Annotated in this window: 20 protein-coding genes and 1 tRNA gene; 5 read left to right on the plus strand and 16 right to left on the minus strand. The window is 41.1% G+C overall.

From position 1 onward, the window contains the following. Positions 1-27: 27 nt before the first annotated feature. Positions 28-444, plus strand: a complete 417-nt coding sequence (locus GVV58_RS02395) for a surface-adhesin E family protein (protein WP_159515920.1) — start codon at positions 28-30, stop codon at positions 442-444. 50 nt (positions 445-494) lie between these two features. Here GVV58_RS02395 and GVV58_RS02400 read toward each other — a convergent pair whose 3' ends face one another. Next, positions 495-734: a hypothetical protein gene (locus GVV58_RS02400; RefSeq protein ID WP_159515921.1), complete on the minus strand. Its 240-nt coding sequence runs from the start codon at positions 732-734 to the stop codon at positions 495-497. A 163-nt stretch (positions 735-897) separates the two neighbouring features. On the opposite strand from GVV58_RS02400, the gene GVV58_RS02405 reads away from it, so the two are divergent. Continuing rightward, on the plus strand, positions 898-1,497 hold the full coding sequence (locus GVV58_RS02405) for a recombinase family protein (protein ID WP_159515922.1): 600 nt from the start codon (positions 898-900) through the stop codon (positions 1,495-1,497). Positions 1,498-1,536: 39 nt separating this feature from the next. On the opposite strand, the gene GVV58_RS02410 is transcribed toward GVV58_RS02405, so the two are convergent. From GVV58_RS02410 to efp, 11 genes are all read right to left on the minus strand, one after another. Then, entirely contained in the window at positions 1,537-1,731 is a 195-nt protein-coding gene (locus GVV58_RS02410) for a transcriptional regulator, AlpA family (RefSeq protein WP_009386867.1), read from the minus strand. A gap of 107 nt (positions 1,732-1,838) precedes the next feature. Beyond that, positions 1,839-2,798 carry a phage/plasmid replication protein, II/X family gene (locus GVV58_RS02415; protein ID WP_159515923.1) on the minus strand — a complete coding sequence of 320 codons (960 nt, stop codon included), beginning with the start codon at positions 2,796-2,798 and terminating at the stop codon, positions 1,839-1,841. A 306-nt stretch (positions 2,799-3,104) separates the two neighbouring features. After that, positions 3,105-3,476: a hypothetical protein gene (locus GVV58_RS02420; protein ID WP_159515924.1), complete on the minus strand. Its 372-nt coding sequence runs from the start codon at positions 3,474-3,476 to the stop codon at positions 3,105-3,107. Continuing rightward, positions 3,473-4,672 carry a tyrosine-type recombinase/integrase gene (locus tag GVV58_RS02425; protein WP_159515925.1) on the minus strand — a complete coding sequence of 400 codons (1,200 nt, stop codon included), beginning with the start codon at positions 4,670-4,672 and terminating at the stop codon, positions 3,473-3,475. Before GVV58_RS02425 ends, GVV58_RS02420 begins: the two co-directional genes overlap by 4 nt. A gap of 175 nt (positions 4,673-4,847) precedes the next feature. Next, positions 4,848-4,924, minus strand: a tRNA-Val gene (locus GVV58_RS02430). A 47-nt stretch (positions 4,925-4,971) separates the two neighbouring features. Continuing rightward, positions 4,972-6,963: a DUF3488 and transglutaminase-like domain-containing protein gene (locus GVV58_RS02435; protein WP_159515926.1), complete on the minus strand. Its 1,992-nt coding sequence runs from the start codon at positions 6,961-6,963 to the stop codon at positions 4,972-4,974. 13 nt (positions 6,964-6,976) lie between these two features. After that, positions 6,977-7,882, minus strand: coding sequence for a DUF58 domain-containing protein (locus GVV58_RS02440; RefSeq protein ID WP_100355099.1), 906 nt, complete (start codon positions 7,880-7,882; stop codon positions 6,977-6,979). A gap of 12 nt (positions 7,883-7,894) precedes the next feature. Then, a complete protein-coding gene (locus GVV58_RS02445) occupies positions 7,895-8,857 on the minus strand; it encodes an AAA family ATPase (RefSeq protein WP_005096506.1) in 963 nt (320 codons plus the stop codon). A gap of 431 nt (positions 8,858-9,288) precedes the next feature. After that, entirely contained in the window at positions 9,289-9,591 is a 303-nt protein-coding gene (locus GVV58_RS02450) for a YbdD/YjiX family protein (RefSeq protein ID WP_005096505.1), read from the minus strand. Between the two features lie 10 nt (positions 9,592-9,601). Then, on the minus strand, positions 9,602-11,701 hold the full coding sequence (locus GVV58_RS02455) for a carbon starvation CstA family protein (protein WP_005171642.1): 2,100 nt from the start codon (positions 11,699-11,701) through the stop codon (positions 9,602-9,604). Positions 11,702-11,872: 171 nt separating this feature from the next. Beyond that, positions 11,873-12,442 (minus strand): elongation factor P, encoded by a 570-nt coding sequence (gene efp / locus GVV58_RS02460; protein WP_005171644.1) that lies wholly within the window; start codon positions 12,440-12,442, stop codon positions 11,873-11,875. A 381-nt stretch (positions 12,443-12,823) separates the two neighbouring features. On the opposite strand from efp, the gene epmB reads away from it, so the two are divergent. The 3 genes from epmB to GVV58_RS02475 are packed head-to-tail and all read left to right on the plus strand — an operon-like array spanning position 12,824 to position 17,748. Continuing rightward, positions 12,824-13,846, plus strand: coding sequence for an EF-P beta-lysylation protein EpmB (gene epmB, locus GVV58_RS02465; RefSeq protein ID WP_074382988.1), 1,023 nt, complete (start codon positions 12,824-12,826; stop codon positions 13,844-13,846). A 9-nt stretch (positions 13,847-13,855) separates the two neighbouring features. Further along, on the plus strand, positions 13,856-15,601 hold the full coding sequence (locus GVV58_RS02470) for a GTPase (protein ID WP_159515927.1): 1,746 nt from the start codon (positions 13,856-13,858) through the stop codon (positions 15,599-15,601). Continuing rightward, the gene (locus GVV58_RS02475; protein WP_159515928.1) at positions 15,583-17,748 is read left to right on the plus strand and encodes an EAL domain-containing protein; all 2,166 of its coding nucleotides are present in this window, start codon (positions 15,583-15,585) and stop codon (positions 17,746-17,748) included. The genes GVV58_RS02470 and GVV58_RS02475 overlap by 19 nt, the downstream gene beginning before the upstream one ends. An 85-nt stretch (positions 17,749-17,833) precedes the next feature. Here GVV58_RS02475 and rpmE read toward each other — a convergent pair whose 3' ends face one another. The 4 genes from rpmE to GVV58_RS02495 all read right to left on the minus strand — a co-directional run bounded on the left by rpmE (position 17,834) and on the right by GVV58_RS02495 (position 21,948). After that, a complete protein-coding gene (gene rpmE / locus GVV58_RS02480; RefSeq protein WP_005096496.1) occupies positions 17,834-18,058 on the minus strand; it encodes a 50S ribosomal protein L31 in 225 nt (74 codons plus the stop codon). A 195-nt stretch (positions 18,059-18,253) separates the two neighbouring features. After that, complete coding sequence (locus GVV58_RS02485) at positions 18,254-19,234, minus strand: bile acid:sodium symporter family protein (RefSeq protein ID WP_005171651.1); 981 nt, start codon at positions 19,232-19,234, stop codon at positions 18,254-18,256. 145 nt (positions 19,235-19,379) lie between these two features. Continuing rightward, positions 19,380-19,781, minus strand: a complete 402-nt coding sequence (gloA, locus tag GVV58_RS02490) for a lactoylglutathione lyase (protein WP_005096493.1) — start codon at positions 19,779-19,781, stop codon at positions 19,380-19,382. Position 19,782: 1 nt separating this feature from the next. After that, positions 19,783-21,948, minus strand: a complete 2,166-nt coding sequence (locus tag GVV58_RS02495; RefSeq protein ID WP_159515929.1) for an MFS transporter — start codon at positions 21,946-21,948, stop codon at positions 19,783-19,785. Between the last annotated feature and the right edge of the window lie 195 nt (positions 21,949-22,143).

Consider the following 22,143-nt stretch of genomic DNA (forward strand, 5'->3'; position numbering starts at 1 on the left):
AATAGATTTTATTATTAGGGGGAGAAAATGATCTTAAACAAAACACTAGTATCCACTTTTCTAGCTTTAATTTCTTCTCAGGTTTTTTCTGCATCTTTATGGGAACATATAGACACAATTAAAGGCACTGAAATTTCTGTAGATAAAAATAGTATTAGAAAATTTAGTGATAATTTGAATTCAGCAACTCATCAAGTTTGGATTAGATATTTGGTTGTAGAAGATGTAGAAAAAGATAAATTAAAAGTTGGTGACTATAGGATGAATTTAGTCTTAATTCATTGTGAAAATAATACTATGGGAACTAAATCAGCCACCGTTTATTACAACCTTAAAAATGGTATCCGAGACGCCAAAAGTGCATCCCATCCCTTTGTTAAGATGGAAGATATAGTTCCCAACTCAATAGGTGGAAAAATATCTGAGATAGTATGTCATTCTTAAAATGAGAAAATATAATATTATCAAAGATATAAATTCTAGATTGAAGTAGGTTACCAAGTAATATTCATTATTAGCTTTTTATCTGCATCATAATGCTTAGCAGTCTGCGTTCTCTTGAATCCTTTAGGAGCAGTATGATCTGTGTGATCAACATAGCCGACTATAGCTTCTTTCTGATTTAAGATATTGTATTTATTAATATCCATTTCTTGTAAGGAGCCTTTCATCTTATGGTCTACTAGTACAAGCTTTTCCCCTGGATTAAGTTTTAATTTATCTTCTAATTCCATTTTTTACTGCCTTAATAGTGATAAGTAAAATTTATAATGTTCTCTTATTAGACTATACCTACAAAATAATTTCTTATCATCCTGAATTTTCTCTCATTTAAGCTCTGGTAATAACTAAAAGATAGATTTATCATAAGACTTAAAAGTATATAGGTATACGATAATGACTATTCGAATTTATGTAAGAGCTAGTACTAAAGATCAGGATGCCGAGCGTGCATTAGATGACTTAAAATTGTTCTCAAAAAATTACAATGATCATGAACATGTGGAATACATAGAGAATGAATCAGGTACAAAACTAAATCGCCCTATCCTAAACAAACTATTAGAAGAATCTGAGAACGGAGACACCTTGCTTGTTGAAAGTGTAGATCGTTTGTCACGCTTATCACAAAATGATTTTGAAATTCTGAAAAATCGTATTAAAGAAAAAGGTTTAAGATTAGTTGTGGCTGATTTACCCACAACACATATGAAATTTGATGAAGATCAAAGCATAACTAGCTCTATTTTAAATTTGATTAATAACATGTTGATTGATCTTCTTGCTACTATGGCACGACTAGACAATGACAAACGTAGAGAACGTATCAAACAAGGTTTAGAAAGAAGTGGATATATCCCAACAGGCAAAAAAGCAGACTTAACTAAACACCAAAGAATAAAAGAACTAAATATTAAAGGATTAACAAAAGAAGAAATTGCTAAAGCTGTTGGGTGTGGAATTGCAACAGTCTATAGAGTGTTAAAAAATAGATAAAAAAAAGCGATACATAAAGTATCGCTTTGAATGTCATATCTAATTAAAATTTATTTTTTGATTCCACCATGTTTCTATTGCAACAGCGTCAAAATATACTGGTGACTGCCTTTGATTTCCCTCTTTATATGGCTTAGGAAATAAAATATCAGTTTTAATCAACTTATCTAGTTTATCACTCTTTATAGACAAAATATGGCATACTTCTTTTTTTGTTAATCTTAATTTTTTCATTCTTATTATTCCCCCCAATATCTAAATTTTTCATAAAATGCATTTCCTTTATTACTGCATGTGTCGAATTATTTTTATTTTCAAATTTGTTTTTATTATTGATTTTTTTATACATTTTTATACTTCTTAATTAAATCAATATCTACACCATACTCTGTATAAAATTTCATTCTTTTATTATGTATTGTTGATCTACTATAATAATCTTCTATACACCCCTCTTTTAATAATGTATAAAATTTTCTGTCATTTTTATCTATAATATCAAGAACTTTGTCTCTTTTATCTTGATCAGGTAAGCGTAGTCTTGAAAATTTTTCCTTAAACAAATTATTTACATACGATTTGTTTCTCCATTGATATCCATATGATAACTTCCATTCTTTAAGTTGATCATTATAAACACTAGCCTCTGCTCTGATCATTCTTTCTGCTAATTCAAAGAGCTTTGGTTCTGTGTTAAACCTTTGTAATTTGGCTTTTAATTCAGTAGATTTATGATAGTAGCAAATCGACCATCTTGTTTTACTTTTTTTACCGAAATATACGCCATTTGGATACTTCTCTTTAGCCTTATTGGGAAAATAACCAATACGTTGAATGTGGTCTAAATATCTTAATGAACGATCCTTGTTTTCAAATATCAAATCCCTTTTAACATCAGCTTTATAAACTCTATAATCACCTTCAATAATTCTCTGAATTTGTGCTGATGTAGGATGAACTAAATTCATAGTTTGTAAAACTTGTACAAACTCATAAACCAATTTAATTAAGTCTGTTTCACCAAGAATATTCTCATTTTTCAACCACTTATAAATATTACCACTTACATTAATACAACTACTACTTAATGATGTGATTTTAATATTTTTTCCATCTTCAGAGCTTAACCATTTTGGCTTATTTTTAAGCACAACATCATTATCTGAAATATTTTTTAATTCATTCAAATTTTTTAAATAATTTTTTGAATAAATATAAGTTCCATTTGAAAGTTTTTCTGCATCATGATCTACATATAAATTCACCTCAAGCATATCAATTTCAAAATTTTTCTCTAACATAATTTCCCCTTTTTTAAATTTTTAATAAAAAAATATCTAAGAAAACATTTATATAAAAGAAATAAAAAAGGTAAAATAAAATACATAAAAATTTTAAAAAAAAATTTTTTCAAAAAATAGAAAATAAAATGATCTTTTAGACTTATGAAAAAAATAAATTCATCAAAATAGTTAGATGAAAAAAATTTAAATATTATTTTTAATTTATAAATTATATTTTTAATTTATAAATTATATTTTTTATACAAATGTGGTCTTAACATATAATATATCTTATTATAACACTTTATTACCAAAAAATCAAATTCATAGTAATGAGTTAAATAGCATATTTCTACATTCTTTATAATATTCTTCATCAGTACAAACTAAACATCCATTCTCTTTCCACTTGGATTTTAAGTCACTATTTGTACTTAGAAAAATAACCTTTGGTATATCTTTTAACTTTTCCAGATCACCTATAATTTCATCCTTTGGTTGGTACAATCCAAATCCATACCAATTTTTTTCTGCTAATTTAATAACTCGTAAATTTTCAGATTCTAGTTCTGCAACTAACACTTGTGGTTCAAACTCATTCATCTGATCTTCAAATTCAACGCTATATTCAAGACTTAAGACCCTTAATCCAAATTCATTCGAGTCCTTATCTTTATAATATGATAGTAATTTCATTTTGATATATGCTCTATGTGATCTGCCCACCATTGCATGATTAACTTTCTTTCCTCTAGATGATTACTTTTGTCATATACAGCTTTAACACCTTTTTTCTTATGTGCTAAACATACCTCAATCACTTGTTCTTTATCGCTGAATTGGTTATTTAGCGCCGTACTCGCTATATGCCTAAATCCATGCATAGTTTGCTTTCCTTTGTAACCACATCGGTTTAGCACGGCATTAAACGTCCCATCTGATATAGGCTTTTGATAAGTCGTACGACTAGGAAATAGATATGGTGATTCAGTTTTATATGTCTCTAACTCTTTCAAAAGTGTAATTGCTTGTTTAGGTAAAGGGATTGTATGTGCTATACCCCCTTTCATAACCTCAGCTGGTCTATTCCATAATTTCTTTTTAAAATCGAACTGCTCCCAAGTGGCACAACGTAATTCAGAAGGTCTTGGAGAGAGTAAAATAGCTAATTCAATTCCGATAACCATTCTCCTACTTGGATAATTTCTTACTTTATTTATTAACTCAGGCAATTCATGTAATTCAACATGACTCATATTCCCCTGTGTAAACCGAGTAATATGCCTAGACATTCTTACTAGTGGATTCTCCTCAATTAGTCCTTTGATATTTGCTAAATCATAGGCATTTGTACAATATGAGATTAGTTTATCAACTTGATTATTAATTTTATTAACTGTTCTTAATCTTTGAAAGAAATCAAACCATTCTTTCTTTTTAATTGATATACATTCTCTATAACCAAATTCCTTTATCACATGTTTTTGGATTGATTTTTTAGCTTTATAAAACGTTTCTTCATCCCAAGTATTTTTTTTAGTTTCAAGCCAATCATTGATAATGACTTCAAATGTTAAGTTTTTTTTACTATCAATATGTTTTTTATAATGTTTGCTAAATCTAACAATCTCACCATTTGATTCTTTAAGTGCTAATTCACTAGCTTTTTTTCTAGCATATTGTCCACTTACGTTTGGGTAGCTACCTAACCCCTGATAACCGTCCTTTCCCAATTCATTTTTAGAGCGATATTGCCAAGACTTACTTCCATCTTTCTTCACAAAAAAATATAACTTGCCACTATCTCTAATCCTGTAATCAACACTCTCAGGTTCTAGATTAGCCAATGCGGTATCCGATAAAGGTATCTTTTTTATTTCACTTCTTTTCATATAATTTTGTATCACGAGTTCGATTTATTTTAATGATACGTACTGTGATACAAAAATACCAGCGGTATATAGCGTTATATATCTTTATTAAACGCAATAAAAAAGCCTCAAAACATTGAATTTTGAGGCTTTTTTTTAGTATACAGTCATATTACTTTATACTAATTCATAATTTTGGTAGGTATATCCAGACTCGAACTGGAGACCTCTACGATGTCAACGTAGCGCTCTAACCAACTGAGCTATACACCTAGAATGTATGGCATATTATAAATTTTTCTGACTGAAGACAAGTCTTTTCATTTGATTTTCAAACTGTCAGCACAAGTTTTAAGCAAATCCTTGAATTTTTTCAATTCTTGATCAGTAAGTTCTGCTCCTGAATAAAGATACTTTTCAAAAATCCGGATTGCCTCTATAAATGCAGACTGATTTTCGACCTTAACCTGTTGGGATAAACGCTGCATCCAGTGATGAAAAGTTTCAGCAGGCTGTTTTTTGAGATCGTCAGCTAAAGATTGATTCAACTGTTGGATAGCACGATCAAATGGGGATTGAGCCTGTCGGGCTTTTAGATAAATTCTTAATATATAAGCTAGAATCAGTAATGCAATACTGCCGAGCAAAACCACAATACTCGAATAAACCGAACTCAGACCTAATTTTGATAGCCAGTTCTGTTGCGATTCTGCATTATAACCCACCACCTTGCTTTGCCACTGGTAGCTGGCATAATCGCTCCAGACCCGCATCTTGGTCATCCACTGATTATTCTGCGATGTCCAGGTCGAATTATTTGACCAGACTCTTTCATCTTGAGACAGCAGGTTTTGCATTCCGCCATCTATACGTTGCGGCGCAATCATGGCGGTCGGATCAAAGCGCTGCCATTTCTGATCTAACCAGACTTCTGTCCAGGCATGAGCATCCAGTTGCCGGACTTCCCAACTCTTACGATCCGGTGCCAGTTCCCCACCCTGATAACCAGTCACCACACGTGCAGGAATCCCGACATAACGCATCAGCATGACGAAACTCGATGCATAATGCTCACAAAACCCTTGCCGGGAGTTAAATAGAAATTCATCAATCCGGTTTTGTCCCAACTGGCCCGGTTTCAGGGTATAAACAAAGTTATTCTGCTGATACCAGTTCAGAACGTTCTGCACATAACGGCGTGGATCTTCAGCACTTTGCATATATAGGCGTTGTGCCAGCTGCTGCGCTTGAGGATCCAATCTGCGCTGTACCTGGGTATTGATTCGCGCAAGATATTGACCTACAGCCTGAGGATCATATTGTGTCCCAATCCACTGCAGCGGAATCGGTTCAACACGTTGCGTGAGTCGTCGCGGCACAATACTCCAGTCCTGACGGTTATAATAACGGCGCTCCACAGGTATTGATTTTTCCAGCCCCATGATCCAGAACACCGAAGGATCCGCAGCCAGATATTGATAGTTCCATCCAACCGGCACTGGCGAGCTATCCATGGGCTGTCGCATTAAAGGTTGCTGATTGACGAAACTGCTGGTCCAGCGTTGACCATCATATTCATCCAGTACCAAGGCGCGCCAATACAGCTCTGAACGCGGTGGGAGTTTACTGACATCACCGATAATCCGGAAAGCCAATGCACTAGACTGCGATAATTCAGCAATATCACCGGGCGACATGCTGTCGCTAATACCGGTCACACCTTTATTTTCTGGGATGGGAATATGCCAAAGTGGTGGCAAACGCGGGAAGAAAATAAACAGCAGGATAAAAAATGGAATGGCGTACAGGATAAACTTCGCTACATGCTTGGCATCCTGTTGTAAGGCGGCACGCTGGGTGGTCGGCTCCTGCTCAAACTCGCTGGTCTGAATCCGGTACAGGCCAATCAGACAGCTGATTAAACACAGCACAATCACGATCGCCATGCCAAATGACTGACTGTATAAAAATGAACTGGCAGCGACAAATAGGGCAAAATTAAACAAAATAATTAAGTCACGCCTGTTTTTACTTTCCAGTGATTTGGCAAATAAAAATGTCGATAAAACTGCCACTCCAGCTTCAACACCAATAAAGCTCTGATAACTTAAATAAATACTGCCCAGTGCCAAAACTGTGAGCAAGAAGGTGCCAATTTTAGGAAATGGCTGCTGACGTTTCAGATAAATCCAGATACACAGAATACTGATGGCGAAAATAATGCTGAGTAAAACCGGAATAAATGCCATTTGGGCGATGAGAATCAGGCTCAAGGTCAGTACAATCGAAGTATGGATTTTTGCATTGATCATTGCTTTATCTGCCTTAGGCCTGTGCCAATAACTGTTTGGCTTTACGCAGTTGCGCTTCACCTGCACCCTGTGGCAATTCGGCTTGGGGCAAATGCAGTGCATAAGCACATTGTTGTTGCTCGCATTGCTCGATCAGTCCCATCATAAATTCAAGTTTTTCTTCATGTGATTGCGTCGGCATATGTTCATAATGAATCTCGATACTGTGTTCATCCTGATACTGCTCAAAAACCTTGACATATAAGCCCTGTCCTCGGGCAAACTGCTTCCAGGATACCGACTGCAAGGAATCGCCAGTCTGGTAATTTCGCAGTTCGCGAAATTCATCCATATCTGGTTCAAAGCGGTTCAGATGGTATCTATTTTCTGCGCTAAAAACTTCTGCTTTGGGCGCAACCCAGGCAGTATGCTGATGATAAAGATAAGTCCAGGCCCGAACCAATCCAAAAGGATAAACCGAATATATTTGAATGACGGGATAATCAAATTTACCGCGTTGCTCTGCATAAAATGGCAGGATAAACTGCTGCTTCTGTGCATTCAGATAAACTTTGTGTAGCTGATTTCCAGCTTTAATATACAAATAATGTGGTCGAACTTGCTGCTGCTGAAAATACATTTGCAGATTCAGACTGTGTCCGACCTGCCCCACTTCATCCGCGATTAATTCAATCTTCAAGCCATGCAGCTGCTTAAACGTCAGATAAAAACTGATACACAGCACAGCACTGATTAAAAAGCAGAAACCTAAAATCAGATTGTTGGCATAATTCACCCCTGCCACAAAGGTGATCAAGATCAACACCAGATACAGATAGCCCTGCTGATAAATAAATACCAAGACGTCTTTCTGCGAGAGCTGTTTCTGCTGTGAAAATTGAAAGCGTTTGGCCAGCCATTTTTGCCAGGTTTTATCCAAGAGAGGACTCCTTTAGCTGACCGCAACCTGTTGCATGACATTCAAAGTTTCAGCTTCACTCAAACCCAGACGATGTGAAGTCACCGCCACAAATACGGCCTGTACGTCATCCGCTGTGACAAAGGCACGTTGCTGAATCAGCGCATGCGCTTGTGCTGCACGCTTGAGTGCCAATAAACCACGGGTGGACAGGCCATGACGGTTCTTGCGGGTTTCTTCCGCCAGATCGAGCAGATATTCCTGAATCGCTTCACTCATAAAGACCTGATGCGCCAGACTTTGCAGATCCAGAATTTCATCTTCAGTAAAAATATGCGCCAGACTGGCAATCAGGGCAAAACGGGATTCCTGCTGTAATAACAGCTTCTCGGCATGACGCGATGGATAACCCAAAGACAAACGCATCAGAAAACGATCCAGCTGCGATTCCGGCAAGGCATAAGTGCCGCTTTGAAACAGCGGGTTCTGTGTGGCAATCACCCAGAATGGTTTTGGCAAGGCATAGCGTACGCCATCAATGGTGGCATAACCCTCTTCCATGGCTTCAAGTAAGGCACTCTGGGTTTTGGGGCTACAACGGTTAATTTCATCTGCCAGTAAAATCTGGGTGAAAATCGGGCCTTGTTTAAACTCGAACTGATGTTCTTTCTGGTTAAACATATTAATACCGATGACATCGCTGGCCAGCATATCGTTGGTAAATTGAATCCGCTGGAACTTCAACCCTGCCAGATGTGCCAGACTACTCGCCAATGTGGTTTTCCCCAGACCCGGTAAATCCTCAAATAGAACATGACCACCTGCAATCAGACAGCACAGCGCCAACTTGGTCTGGGCCTGCTTGTCCAGTACGATGGCATTGACCTCTTCAAAAAAATGCTGGATCTTGGGCGCATAACTTGCAATCTTTTGTTCAAGCACAGTATTGAGATGTGCAGTATCGTTATTTTCCTTTTGTTTCATGCCCCAGATCACACTAATTTTCCTAATAAAACACGGTCTAGGATTAACATACACTGAAATTTTAATTTCCCCAAAAGATCAATTCTCTATCTGTGTAACTGAATGAGAATACCCGCGACAAAATGGCGAAAATTCAAATAAAAATAGGTGGGTTTTATCAAGTACGGAGAAAATGGCAACATAGAAAACAGGCAAAAAAACCGGTTCAAGAAGAAATCATTTTTTCTTCGAGTGCGAGTATTAATACCTCGTATACATTTTATTTATGATAGTTAAAACACCATACTTAAAAGGTATGCAGATTTATTTTTATCCTGGATTTGAATCAAGAATATTCTGAAACAACTGAGTGAATGAAATGAGAGGTCATTCGCTCGGCCATTTTTAAGACCGATATTTAGGCATAAAAAAGCGCCCCGAAAGGCGCTTGTTTTACTCAATGATTAACACGGACACTTTTTCATCCCGCCGCCTGCCGATGGATAACGCGAATCCACACAGTGACGATAAAATGTTTTCGGGTCCATCGCTTCCAGGTCTGGATGATGCTTGCGCATATGCTCCACATAGGTCTGGTAATCTGGCACCCCAACCATCAGGCGGAAACTTTGCTGCAAGCGTTGCCACAAGGTCGCAATACGTGACCAGTTTTTCGGATTCAGAATCAAATCCTTTTGTGACATCACGGTCATTTTGATGATTTTATAAATCATGGTTTTTCCGCTTTTGGCAAATTTCAGATTCATAAGACTCTCCTTAATGACCTTTCGCTGGCTGAATGTCTTCAGGATCGCGATAGATGGCTTCCGCTTCATGCACAGAAGGATTCGGATCTGCTAAAGCACGACGAATCACGCGAATCGCGGCGAACAGCATCACAAAAGCAACGATCATAAAAAAGGCACAAAGTGCGGCATTAATCTGATTCGACATGGCCACAGTCTGCATTTCTGCAATACTTTTAGCCGGCGCCAGGATTTCATTATTGGCAATGGCCGTATTGAAACGATCAGCTTGTGCCAGGAAACCAATCTTCGGATTTTCGTGGAAAATCTTCTGCCAGCCGGCAGTCATGGAAGTAATGAACAGGAAAACGGTCGGGATAATGGTGACCCAGACATATTTCTGTTTTTTCATTTTGAACAGAATGACTGTACCGAGAATGAGCGCCATCGCAGCCAGAATCTGGTTACCAATACCAAATAGCGGCCATAAGCTGTTAATGCCGCCGAGTGGATCGACCACGCCCTGATAGACGAAGAAGCCCCAACCTGCGACTGCAACCGCAGTACCCAGCAAGTTACCAAAGAAATTATGCGAGTTTTTCACCGCAGGAATCACGATGCCGACTGTATCCTGCACCATAAAGCGACAGGCACGCGTACCGGCATCTACCGCTGTCAGAATGAATAGAGCTTCAAACAGAATCGCAAAGTGATACCAGAACGCCATCATTTCACGGCTATTAAAAATTTCCGTGATGATATGCGCCATACCAATCGCAAAAGTCGGTGCACCACCTGTACGTGACAGAATCGAGTTTTCACCGACTTCTTGAGCCAATAAAGTCAAGGCTTCAGGGGTTACCACAAAACCAAGGGTACGCACTGCTTCTGCCGCACTTTCTGCGGTAGTCCCGAGTAAGGCGGCTGGCGAGTTAATCGCAAAATAAATTCCCGGATCCAGAACTGCGGCACAGATCAAAGCCATGATCGCCACAAAAGATTCCATCAACATACCGCCATAACCGATCACACGGATATCGCGTTCGTTATTGACCAGTTTCGGTGTCGTTCCCGAAGAGACCAGGGCATGGAAACCGGAAATCGCACCACAGGCAATGGTAATGAACAGGAATGGGAACATGGAGCCTGCAAATACTGGGCCAGTACCATCAATAAACTTGGTCACCGCTGGCAGTTTCATTTCAGGCATGGCAAACAGAATACCAATCGCCAGACCGGCAATTACACCAATTTTCAAGAAAGTGGATAGATAATCACGTGGCGCAAGCAACAGCCACACCGGCAATACTGATGCAATAAATCCATAGATAATCAATGCCCAGGTCAGCTCAGTTCCCGATAGTGTGAAGAACGGCCCCCAGTACGGATGTTGCGCGATGTTTTCACCGTAGATGATCCCGAGCATCATCAATACAAAACCAATAATCGACACTTCTGCAATTTTACCCGGACGGATAAAACGCATATACACGCCCATAAAGATCGCAATCGGAATCGTGGCAGCAATACTGAACACGCCCCACGGACTATTGGTCAAGGCTTTGACGACCACCAGTGCCAACACCGCCAGGATGATGATCATCACGCCTAAAGCACCCAGCATGACGATAATACCGGCAAAGGTGCCGAGTTCCTGCTTGGCCATTTCACCGAGTGAACGACCGTCACGACGGGTCGAAATAAACAGCACCAGAAAATCCTGTACCGCACCGGCCAGTACTACACCGACCAAGAGCCAGATGGTTCCGGGCAAATAACCCATTTGCGCGGCCAGGATCGGACCGACCAGCGGGCCTGCACCGGCAATTGCAGCAAAGTGATGGCCAAACAAAACACTTTTATTGGTTGGCACATAGTCCAGACCATCGGCCAGACGATGCGCAGGGGTTAAACGGCGTTCATTCAGCTCAAATACTTTGGTGGCAATAAACAGGCTATAGAAACGGTAAGCAATGCTATAGACACAGGCAGCTGCCAGTACCAGCCAGACTGCATTGACATGCTCACCCCGACTCAGGGCCAGCACTCCAAAGGAGACTGCACCCACTATGGCTACCAAAAGCCAAATTATTTTCGAAGTCAGCGTGGACTTCTTTTGTAAAGTTTCCATTCAATCCCTCATATTGTGATGCATACAAATCAGCGCGGTTGTTGTTGTTCGAAGTACTGCTGTTTTCCCTTGCGACTTTACGCCTGTTCTTTTCACTTTCCTCTAAGACTTTGGCATAAAAAAAGGGATGATCTAGATCATCCCTCTCGATAATAGTCTATTTTAAAACCATTATGCACGTTCTAAATAATCACCAGTACGGGTATCTACACGAACGCTTTCTTCTTGCTGTACGAATAATGGAACACGTACCACAGCACCTGTTTCAAGTTTCGCCGGCTTACCGCCACCGCCAGAAGTATCACCACGAACGCCTGGATCAGTTTCAACGATTTTAAGTACCACGAAGTTCGGTGGAGTCACGTTTAACGGCACGCCATTGAACAGCATAATGGTACATTTTTCATTTGAATCGTCTTTTAACCATTTTGCAGCATCGCTCATCGCTGTTTTATCAGCTGCGATCTGTTCAAACGATACAGGATCCATAAAGTTCCACATTTCGCCATCGTTGTACAAGTATTCCATTTCTACTTCAACGATATCAGCCGCTTCTAGGTTCTCGCCTGATTTGAATGTTTTTTCCAGAACTTTACCTGATTTAAGGTTACGTAATTTTACGCGGTTGAAGGCTTGGCCTTTACCTGGTTTTACGTATTCGTTTTCCATGATTGAACATGGGTTACCATCAAGCATAACCTTAAGGCCTGATTTGAAATCATTCGTAGAATAATAGGCCATGACTGGCGCACTCCAAACTTACTAACTTTAATCTATCGATGCTAAGGGCTGTTGCAATGTCATTTAGCAAGTCTGACACGAACATTAAGTTGCCACATGCACATTCATTTAATGTTACGTATTCTAAATGAGCAATGGCGCTCGCCGCAATGAAAAATTCCGCTTTCAGCCCTTCACACTGCCTAAGTTAGCATCAGGCATGAAAATCCTTTGTTTATTCATGTCTTGCTGGACGCTAAAATGCCATCCGGCTGTCATCATTTTTGACATATAGTCATGACGACAAATTTTATCGCACAGCAGATTATTCTGGTTCTCGACAAACTGTTAAACTGCAACCCTCTGGCCTTGCCCTCCCACTTCTACTGTTAATCTTCCAGCATGACGAATTATTTATATCAAGAACAAAACTGGCAATCACAGCTTAGCGACCTGATTACTGATCCGCACGAACTGCTTGAACTGCTGCAACTCGCACCGGCGCAGCTGCTCTCAGGTGCCATTTTGGCCAGTGAACAGTTCAAATTACGCGTGCCACGTGCTTTTGTCGGCAAAATACAGTCAGGCAATCCTTTAGACCCGCTACTGTTACAAGTCCTGCCGCATCATCTGGAGCTGGAAGATCATCCGGGATTTGTTACCGATCCCTTGGGCGAAGAGCAGGCCAATCAGCAGCCCGGCGTATTACATAAATATAAATCACGTTTCTTGCTGACGCTGACCGGTGCCTGTGCCGTGCATTGTCGTTACTGTTTCCGCCGGCATTTTCCTTATCAGGACAACCTGCCTAAAAATGAAGACTGGATCAATATCAAGCAATATCTGGAAAGCCAGCCTGATATTAATGAAGTGATTCTGAGCGGTGGTGATCCACTGACCTTATCCAACCGGAAATTGCAACTCTGGATCGAGCGGCTAGAATCTCTACCACAGCTCAAATTTTTAAGAATACATTCACGAGTTCCCATTGTGATCCCTAACCGGGTGGACGAAGAGCTACTTAGCATGTTAAAAAACAGTAGGCTACGTATTATTCTGGTGGTACACTCCAACCATGCATCGGAGCTGGATGACTTCACCTGCAAGCGTTTGAACCAGTTGGTTCAACAACAGATTACTGTGCTGAATCAGACAGTTTTATTAAAAGGTGTGAATGATTCTGCTCAGGTTTTGACAGATTTAAGCTATCGCTTGTTTGATGCCGGGGTGATGCCGTATTATTTACATGTACTTGATAAAGTAAAAGGTGCACATCATTTTGATTTACCACCTGATGACATTTATGAGATTTATACTGAAGTTTTAGCGAACCTTCCGGGGTATTTGGTTCCTAAACTGGTTCGAGAAATAGCGGGCGAGAACAATAAGACACCGCTTTTTGGGGTTTCAACATTTTTGAGTTAAATAATAAAGATGAGCAAGCATACGTCCGACATTTTTCAGACACCGACGGAACTCACACGGGATCAGCTGAGCTTTTGCCCGACGACTGCCAAAGCTTTGCAAGAGTGGGTTTCCGGTATTTCAATTTTGCAACTGGGAAATTCATCCAAATCCCTGTTTAATGCCTTATTAGAAATTTCTGAGCTGAAATGCACAGAAACCCTGCGCTTTGACCTGATTCAGGTCTTGCATCCGACCCTTGAAAATGTTCTGACCAGTCTGGAAAAGCATTTTGTCAATCAGGGGCTGATTACTTCGGATCGTAACGATCAAATCATTGAACTGGCCATGCTGCTGCGTAGCCATTTTGCCAAAATTTATATTGATATCGTCAAACGCTGTAATCATCAACTGACCCATCAAAAATTTTCCCTGTTTTCTCTGGGTAAAAAGAAAAGCATTCAAACCGCGCGTATGGTGTCGATTTATTATGCTTTGCAACAGCTCAGCCTGCTGTTATATCAACAGCATATGTTATACAGCACACCGGATATGGGGCAATGGTTGGCTGCACATCAACTGCTTGAATGTGCAATCGAAAATAATTTCTACCAAAGCAATATCAATCAGGTTTTAGGCACCCAGCACGAGATCCAGAATATTGCACATGCTTATGCTCAACTGATTTTACTGGATATTTTTAATACCCATCAGATTCGCCCTGCAGAAATTCAGGGGCTGTACCTATGCAGTTTTGACTGGGCCAAACTGGTGCAGATTCTACCGAAAGAAACCACACTGTCCCGCTATGTGGTGGATGCCAGCAAAGATCACCCCCCGATCTTTAATTCGCATCAGGGTGAACATTTTCAGCCAAGCTTCTATATTTCCACCCAGAATCTGATGGAACATTTGACCCATACTCAAAGCAAAAATGCCCAGTATCTGTCGCGTAATGAAAAACTGTTCCTGACCCCTGCACTACATTTTCATATCTATAATCTGCTCTCGAATAATATCGAACGCCGTCATGAACGTTATGAATATTCAGCCCAGATCAATATCTGCTTTGGCTTGACGGTGGCACATTTTTATCTATCCAAAGGTAAAAACTTTAACGAGACCCTGGAACTTGAGGCCAATTATAATTTCCAGAGTGAAAGCAGTTTTGTCAGCTCAATGGAAAATGCCATTCCAAGTGGTTTTAGCAGCATCAAGGCCCTCGATCGCGAAACCAAACAGATTCATAGCGCTGAAGTTCTGGATATTAGTGTCAATGGTTACCGGATTAAATGGACTGGTATTACCCCTGCCAATCTGAAAACCGGTGAATTTATTCTGGTTCAGGAAAAATCACAGCGTCAGTGGCGTGGTGGTGTGATTCGCTGGATCAAGCAATCGACCGACAAGAGTCTGGAAATTGGTCTGGAAGTTCTGGCTCAGGAATTATTCCCTTGCGCGGCTTATAGCCGTACCGAACGCCATCATGTCAATTATCAGCCTGCACTGCTGGTAAAAATGACGCAACTGGATCAGGTCACGACCAGTGTGATTGTCTCTGGTTCACAGATGTTTAGGGAAAAACAAACCATTCATTTACGCCTCGGTCAGAAAGAATTAAAAATCTATCTGACCAAAGCACAACTGATTACGCAGAGTTTTATCCGTTTTGATTATGAATTATTGAATGATCAAGAAGAAGAAATGATAGAAAACTTTATCGGTCAGCACATGAATGAAAGCAGAAATCATGATTTATGGGAAGCATTGAAGTGAGAAATCCATTATTGTCTAAAAAGTTAAAACGTACCGAAACACGTTTACTGATTATTGATGATAATCAAATTAGATATAACCAAATCCGTGATCTTCTGACCAGCAATGACTATCAGGTTGATGCTGTCCTGCTTGATGATTTGCAATCTTTTGAAAAACAGTTAAATTTTAACTGGGATCTGATTATCTTTGGCCGTGCTTATGATCTGAAATATGAACAGGCCTTAAGTCTGGTGCGTCTTTCCCAGCAGTCTCATCTGCCGATGATTTTGCTTAAACCGGATGACTATCAGGCTGAACACTATGCCCAGTATATTCATAAAGGAATTTATGACATTCTCAATTTTGACTACCTGGAACGCTTTTATGTGGGACTGGTTCGGGCATTGTCATTTAGCCGTGTATCGCAGACCCAGCAACATTTGCTCAATGAACTGGAAGCAGCACAAAGTCAGACACAATCCTTAGTCGAAGATAGTAATCGTGCCATCGCAACCATTCAAGAAGGGATTCATATTCAGGCCAATGCAGACTATCTGAAACTGTTTGGCTTACAAAGTGAAGACGAGATTATTGGCCTGCCGCTGCTAGATCTATTACAACCTTCTGATCTAAACGACTTTAAAACACGTTTCAAAAAGATTTCTCAAGGCCAGGTGGATTTAGGCCGGGTTGAAATCCACTCTCTTAATCCGCGTGTCGCCGCATCTAAGCCATTAAAACTGGAATTCTTGCCATCCAGCGCTGAAGAAGATGCACTACAAATTACTATTGATACTCAGGCTCAAGCAGGCAATACCGAGAAGCCAGCCGGAAAACCGAGTACTTTCCAGCTCCTTAAACGTGAAATAACCAAACAGTCCGCACCTGTAAATGCCATGGTAACTTTCTCTTTAAGTTCCTATGAACCAGAAGTTCTACAGTCTGAGTGGACGACGTTTAGTGGATATTTCAAAGCTGTTAAAGAATTCCTCAAAGAACAAACCCATGTTCCATTATTCAAGCTGGAATATGACGTCCTTGTCGGTCTGTTCCAGGCAGATTCCAAAGCAATTCTTGAATCCAAACTGATCGGATTAAATGCACTCAGCAAGCCACAATTAGTGACAGTGGGACAAAATTCGTTCCCGCTCAATTTACGCATGGGTTATGTGGTTCTGGAACAGGGTTTAAATGATGAAGCGCACTGCAATGAACTGATTGCACGAGCCTTCTCTACGTCTTTACCTCAAGCAGAAGTAGCACCTGAATTTGTACTAGATATTCCTGCTTCACTGAGCAACCAGCCATCTCTAGAAATGCCGCAGATCGATTTTAGTGTGGCCGAGACACCAATCGAAAGCCCAACAGCTACGGCGATCAGTCCAGCAGTCAGCTCTATTCCTGCGGCGACACCTCATATCCTGAAAGCTTTGAGTGAATGTCTGGATCGTGGTGAAATCCATTTAAAATATCAGCAGTTGTATGATAAAGAAGATACCCGTCTTTATACTTATGAAGTGACCAGCGGCTTCATTTATGAGAATAAATGGCAGGATATTTCTACACTGCTTGAACTGCATGAAGATGATGAGCTGTCAATTAAACTGGATCGCTGGATTCTGGTTGAAGCCAGTAAACAGTTGCACAATTTTATTACCCAGTATCCGGATGCGACCTTAATCGTGAATTTGAACCGTGCGGTACTGTTTAAAGACCGTAGCTTCCCGGAATTTATTTCCAAGCTGATTACGATTATTCGTAGCAAAGTCCGACATCCGCTGATCCTGCAATTCTCAGAAGAAGATATTCTGCTGAATCAACAGGATGCACAGAAATATCTACGTGTTCTGCATGAACATGGCGCGCTGATTGCGCTGCGTGATTTTGGTCAATCGATGTATAGTCCGAATTTGCTGCGTGAGCTGGAAATAGATGGTGTCAGCTTGCATTCCAGCTTGACCCAGATGCTGAATAACGAGACTGAAGTCGAGCAGCTGCAGGAAAAAATCACCAGCTATAATGATATCAAACCGCTGAATATTCTGGTCCGCGAATTAAATGATATGACCCTGTTCGCCAATGCCTGGAATGTTGATGCCCGCTTTATTCAAGGGGATTATTTCCAGAAAAAACTCGATCACCTGATTGATGTACAAGAGCATTAAATAGTTATATGCCTGCCATGCGGTTACTTTCCAAATGGCAGGCACAAAAAAACGGGCTTGAGACCCGTTTCTTTTATTTTGGGTATTAACGTTTAACAGAACGTGACATACCAGCAAAACGTTGTTTGAACTTGTCGATACGACCGCCAGTGTCAACGTTCTTTTGCTTACCAGTGTAGAATGGGTGGCAAGCTGAACATACGTCTAGGTAAAGTGTTTCTTTACCAGCAGCTGAACGAGTTTCGATTACGTTACCACATGAACAAGTCGCAACTAAAGTTTCATATTTTGGGTGAATATCGGCGCGCATGGTCGATTACTCCATTAGATTCAAGAAGGTTTAGCTGTCATCGCTATTGATCACTCTCAAATGAGGAAGCAGGAACAAAGTTCATGCAGATCAACACCACAACAGACCATTCTTTTGGCCCACCGAGACGGATACCGTCAGAGCTAAGCACAACAAGTGGGCACTATTATACGTGAAACAAATTCAATATGCGAATTATTCTTCTGCTTCTGACTCAGCCTCTTTGGCCCACACATTGGCAATAATCCCGCAAACCATCAATTGAATCTGATGAAAAATCATGATTGGCAAAACAATCATGCCCAGTGGCTGGCCAATGAATAGAATTTGTGCCATCGGCACGCCACTGGCCAGGGTTTTTTTAGAACCGCAGAAAAATACCGTCTTCTGGTCAGCGCGACTAAAACCCAGCCAGCGTGGGATATACAGCGACAACAGCATCACCAGGGTCAAAAGCACCGAACAGGCTAGCAATAACAGCAATAATGTACTGAGACTGACTTCATTCCAAAGTCCCGCTACTACGGCGCTACTAAAAGCACCATAGACCACCAGTAAAATTGAGCCTTGATCGAAGACCTTGACGATTTTTGGCATTTTCATCATTTTTGGATAAATCCAGGGACGTAAAATTTGCCCCAAGATAAAAGGTACCAATAACAACAGCGTAATCTGGATAATCGAAGCGGTTGGGTCAAACCCGTGCTCAGATTGACCTAAAATGAAAAATGCGACCAATACCGGGGTGATAAACATGCCGATAATATTGGAAAAAGATGCACTACAGACAGCACCGGCCACATTCCCATGTGCGACGGAAGTAAAAGCAATCGAAGACTGAACGGTAGATGGCAGGAAGCACATAAACAGGAAGCCCCAGTACAGCTCCTGCCCGAGCATTGGCAATAAAATCGGCTTGGCCAGCAAACCTAGAATAGGAAACAAGGCAAAAGTCAGTGCAAAGACCAAAGTATGTAATTTCCAGTGCATGATCCCCTCCACCACCGCTTCGCGGGACAGCTTGGCACCGTGCAGGAAAAATAGAATGGCAATCGCGCCTGTCGTGATCCAGCCAAAAACTTCAGCGGCCTGTCCGGAGACAGGCACTACACTGGCCAACAGCACCATGACAAATAGCAATATCGTAAAGCGGTCCAATGCCAACAATTTAAGCATCTGCTGTTCTTCCCTTAAAGTTTTATTGTTCGATAAAAAAATGCCCGGCTATCTTAACAGATGCCGGGCCCATGCTATGCACTCAGGTTGATGTAATATTTTCATCTATACGTGAATACATTTCATCTATCACGCTACATCCCACTTAGTTATTACGTGCATCCTGATCTTGCTGGATCAGCTCGATTTTATAGCCATCTGGGTCTTCTACAAATGCAATGACAGTCACACCGCCTTTCATTGGACCAGCTTCACGCACGACATTACCACCACGTGCCTTGATCTCTTCACATGCCTTATAAGCATCATCGACTGCAATCGCGATATGACCATAGGCATTGCCCAGCTCATAGCTGTCTGTATCCCAGTTATGCGTCAATTCAAGTACGGTGTGATTTTCTTCATCGCCATAACCGACAAAAGCCAGGGTAAAACGGCCCTCTTCGTAATCACGTTTACGAAGCAAAGTCATGCCAAGTACTTCAGTATAGAACTTGAGCGATTGTTCTAAATTGCCTACACGTAACATGGTATGCAGCATGCGCATATTAATCATCCTTCTGTACAGATTGTTGTTGGTGTTCACCGAGCAGTTTTGCGACCCAAACCACCAGAATCAGGATCGGAATCCCAATTAACGTGGTCATCAGGAAGAATTTCGGATAACCAATATTGGTCACTATAGTACCCGAATATCCGCCTAAAATCTTGGGAGTCAGGGTCATGAGTGAGCTAAAAATCGCATATTGAACCGCGGTAAATGACACACTGGTCAGGCTCGACAAGAATGCAATAAACGCAGCACCCGCAAGTCCGGCAGCCAGATTATCGACAATAATGGCAAAATAAAGCCACTTGTCGCTATAAGGTTTAATCACCTTGCCACTGACTTCGATCATGTCGGAACTACTACCATCTATCACCGCCAAAGGCTGAATATCAACATCCAGATTCTGGCCAGGGATGAGCTGATCATTGACCTGATAAACATGTGTGGTTTGCTGAAGCGCCTGGCCATCTTGCATCAAGACTGCACTGACAATATGTGCGGGTGACTGAATCAGTTGCTGCGCAGGAATCGCGGCAGTAAATACGCCTTCACTTTCTAATTTTGCCTCAAGATTCTGATCATTGATTTGTAAAACAATCTTTTGAATCGGTTGCAGCGCTGCACCGACATATTGACCACGTACCACAATGGTCTTGTCCTGTTCAGCGACATTGAGGGTATTGTCACTGGTGATCGGCAGAATCTGTAACTGGGTGCTGCCCTGTTGTGCAGTCAAATACGGCATGCTGACCTGTACAGGCTGAGTAGCATGATCTGAATTTAGATAGCTGGCTGTCACTTGCAGTTGCTTACTCTGCGCTAAAACATCACTGGGTACATTCAGCTTCCAGTAACCGACTTCATCGGTATCGGCCTGATAAACCTGATTAGCGACCCTAACTTCGACAGCTGCCAGTTTTTCACCAGATTTGACCAGTCCAATAAAAATCAGGTTGGTGGAACAGGCCAGCACGGCACCGACAAACATCAGTTTCATGATGTTCATTTTCTGGGCCAGTAAACCACCGAGAAAACCACCAATTAAAGAGAAAATCACCCCATAGACTTTGACCGCTTCGGCAATCTGCTCTTTACTGAAATTCAGGTCCTGATAGAAGACGTTGGAAATGACCCCGGCGATGATATCGGAAACCCGATAAAAACCGATCAATAACAACAGCACCAATGCCAGTTTTAAGCCATAGCGCCTAAAGAAGTCTGCAACCGGATTAACCCAGGTTTCATAGGCCATCTGCTTGTTGACTGCACCCATTTTAACCAAGCTTGCACCAATGGCAAAGGCAATCGCACCAGAACCAATAAAGCGTAAGGCTTCAAAGCAGAACAAGGCAAAAGTATCTTGAATGGTGAACTGTCCGGTAATACTGGCGACCAGATTACCTGAATAGATATAGCTCAGTACAAAGCTGATCACTGCGACAAAAAACACTGCGACTAAACGGAAATAATCACTGCGCAGATAATGTTTAGGCACACGGTCAACCTGCGGTTCCCGAATGCAAAGCGTGGTGACAATTCCGACCAGCATTACCGCGGCCATGGCCAGATAGGTCCATTTCCAGGCATCGTAGATATAGTTGCCTTTGGCTGTGCCCAAATAAGCGGCCAGAAACAAGGCGCCAGCACCCGCCACGATCATTCCGATCCGGTAACCGGCATTATAGGTCGCGGCCAAGACGGTCTGCATCTGGGTTTCCGCCAGTTCAATCCGGTAGGCATCAATCACAATATCCTGCGTTGCAGCAGAAAAGCCAAGCAGGACTGCACCCAGCGCCATTTGCTGTAAATGAGTTACGCCCAAAGCCGGATCAGAAAAAGCCATAATGGAAATGGCGCAGACAATCAGAATCTGTGCAATCAGCAACCAGGCTCGACGGCGTCCCAGAGCCTTGGTCAGAAAAGGCACTGGCAGTTCATCAATGAGCGGCGCCCAGACGAATTTAAACGAGTAGCCCAATGCTGCCCAGCTAAAAAAAGTGACTGCACTTTTGCTGATTCCGGCCTCACCTAACCATAAAGACAGACTGGAAAAAATCAGAAGAATCGGGACACCGGCCGAAAATCCCAAGAACAGCATGATCAAGGCACGTCGATCTAAAAATGCTGTAAATGCGGATTTCCAACCCGTCGTTTGTGTTGTCATTGCTTTATTATTTTCCGCGGAAAAACCAATTGCTGCTATTCAATCCTGTAATAGCGCATCTTTCAACAAGATTTATATATTTATCACATTTCCGGTTTTTTATTTTCTGGCAAAAGCCACATGTTCGCTTGAATTTTCCAAGCAAATCTGTATACCTTAACGTTTATCAACGTAATATTTCGTTTTGGATTTCAA

It is taken from the genome of Acinetobacter sp. 18QD2AZ41W (assembly GCF_009829025.1).
GTDB classification, from domain to species: Bacteria; Pseudomonadota; Gammaproteobacteria; order Pseudomonadales; family Moraxellaceae; genus Acinetobacter; species Acinetobacter pseudolwoffii.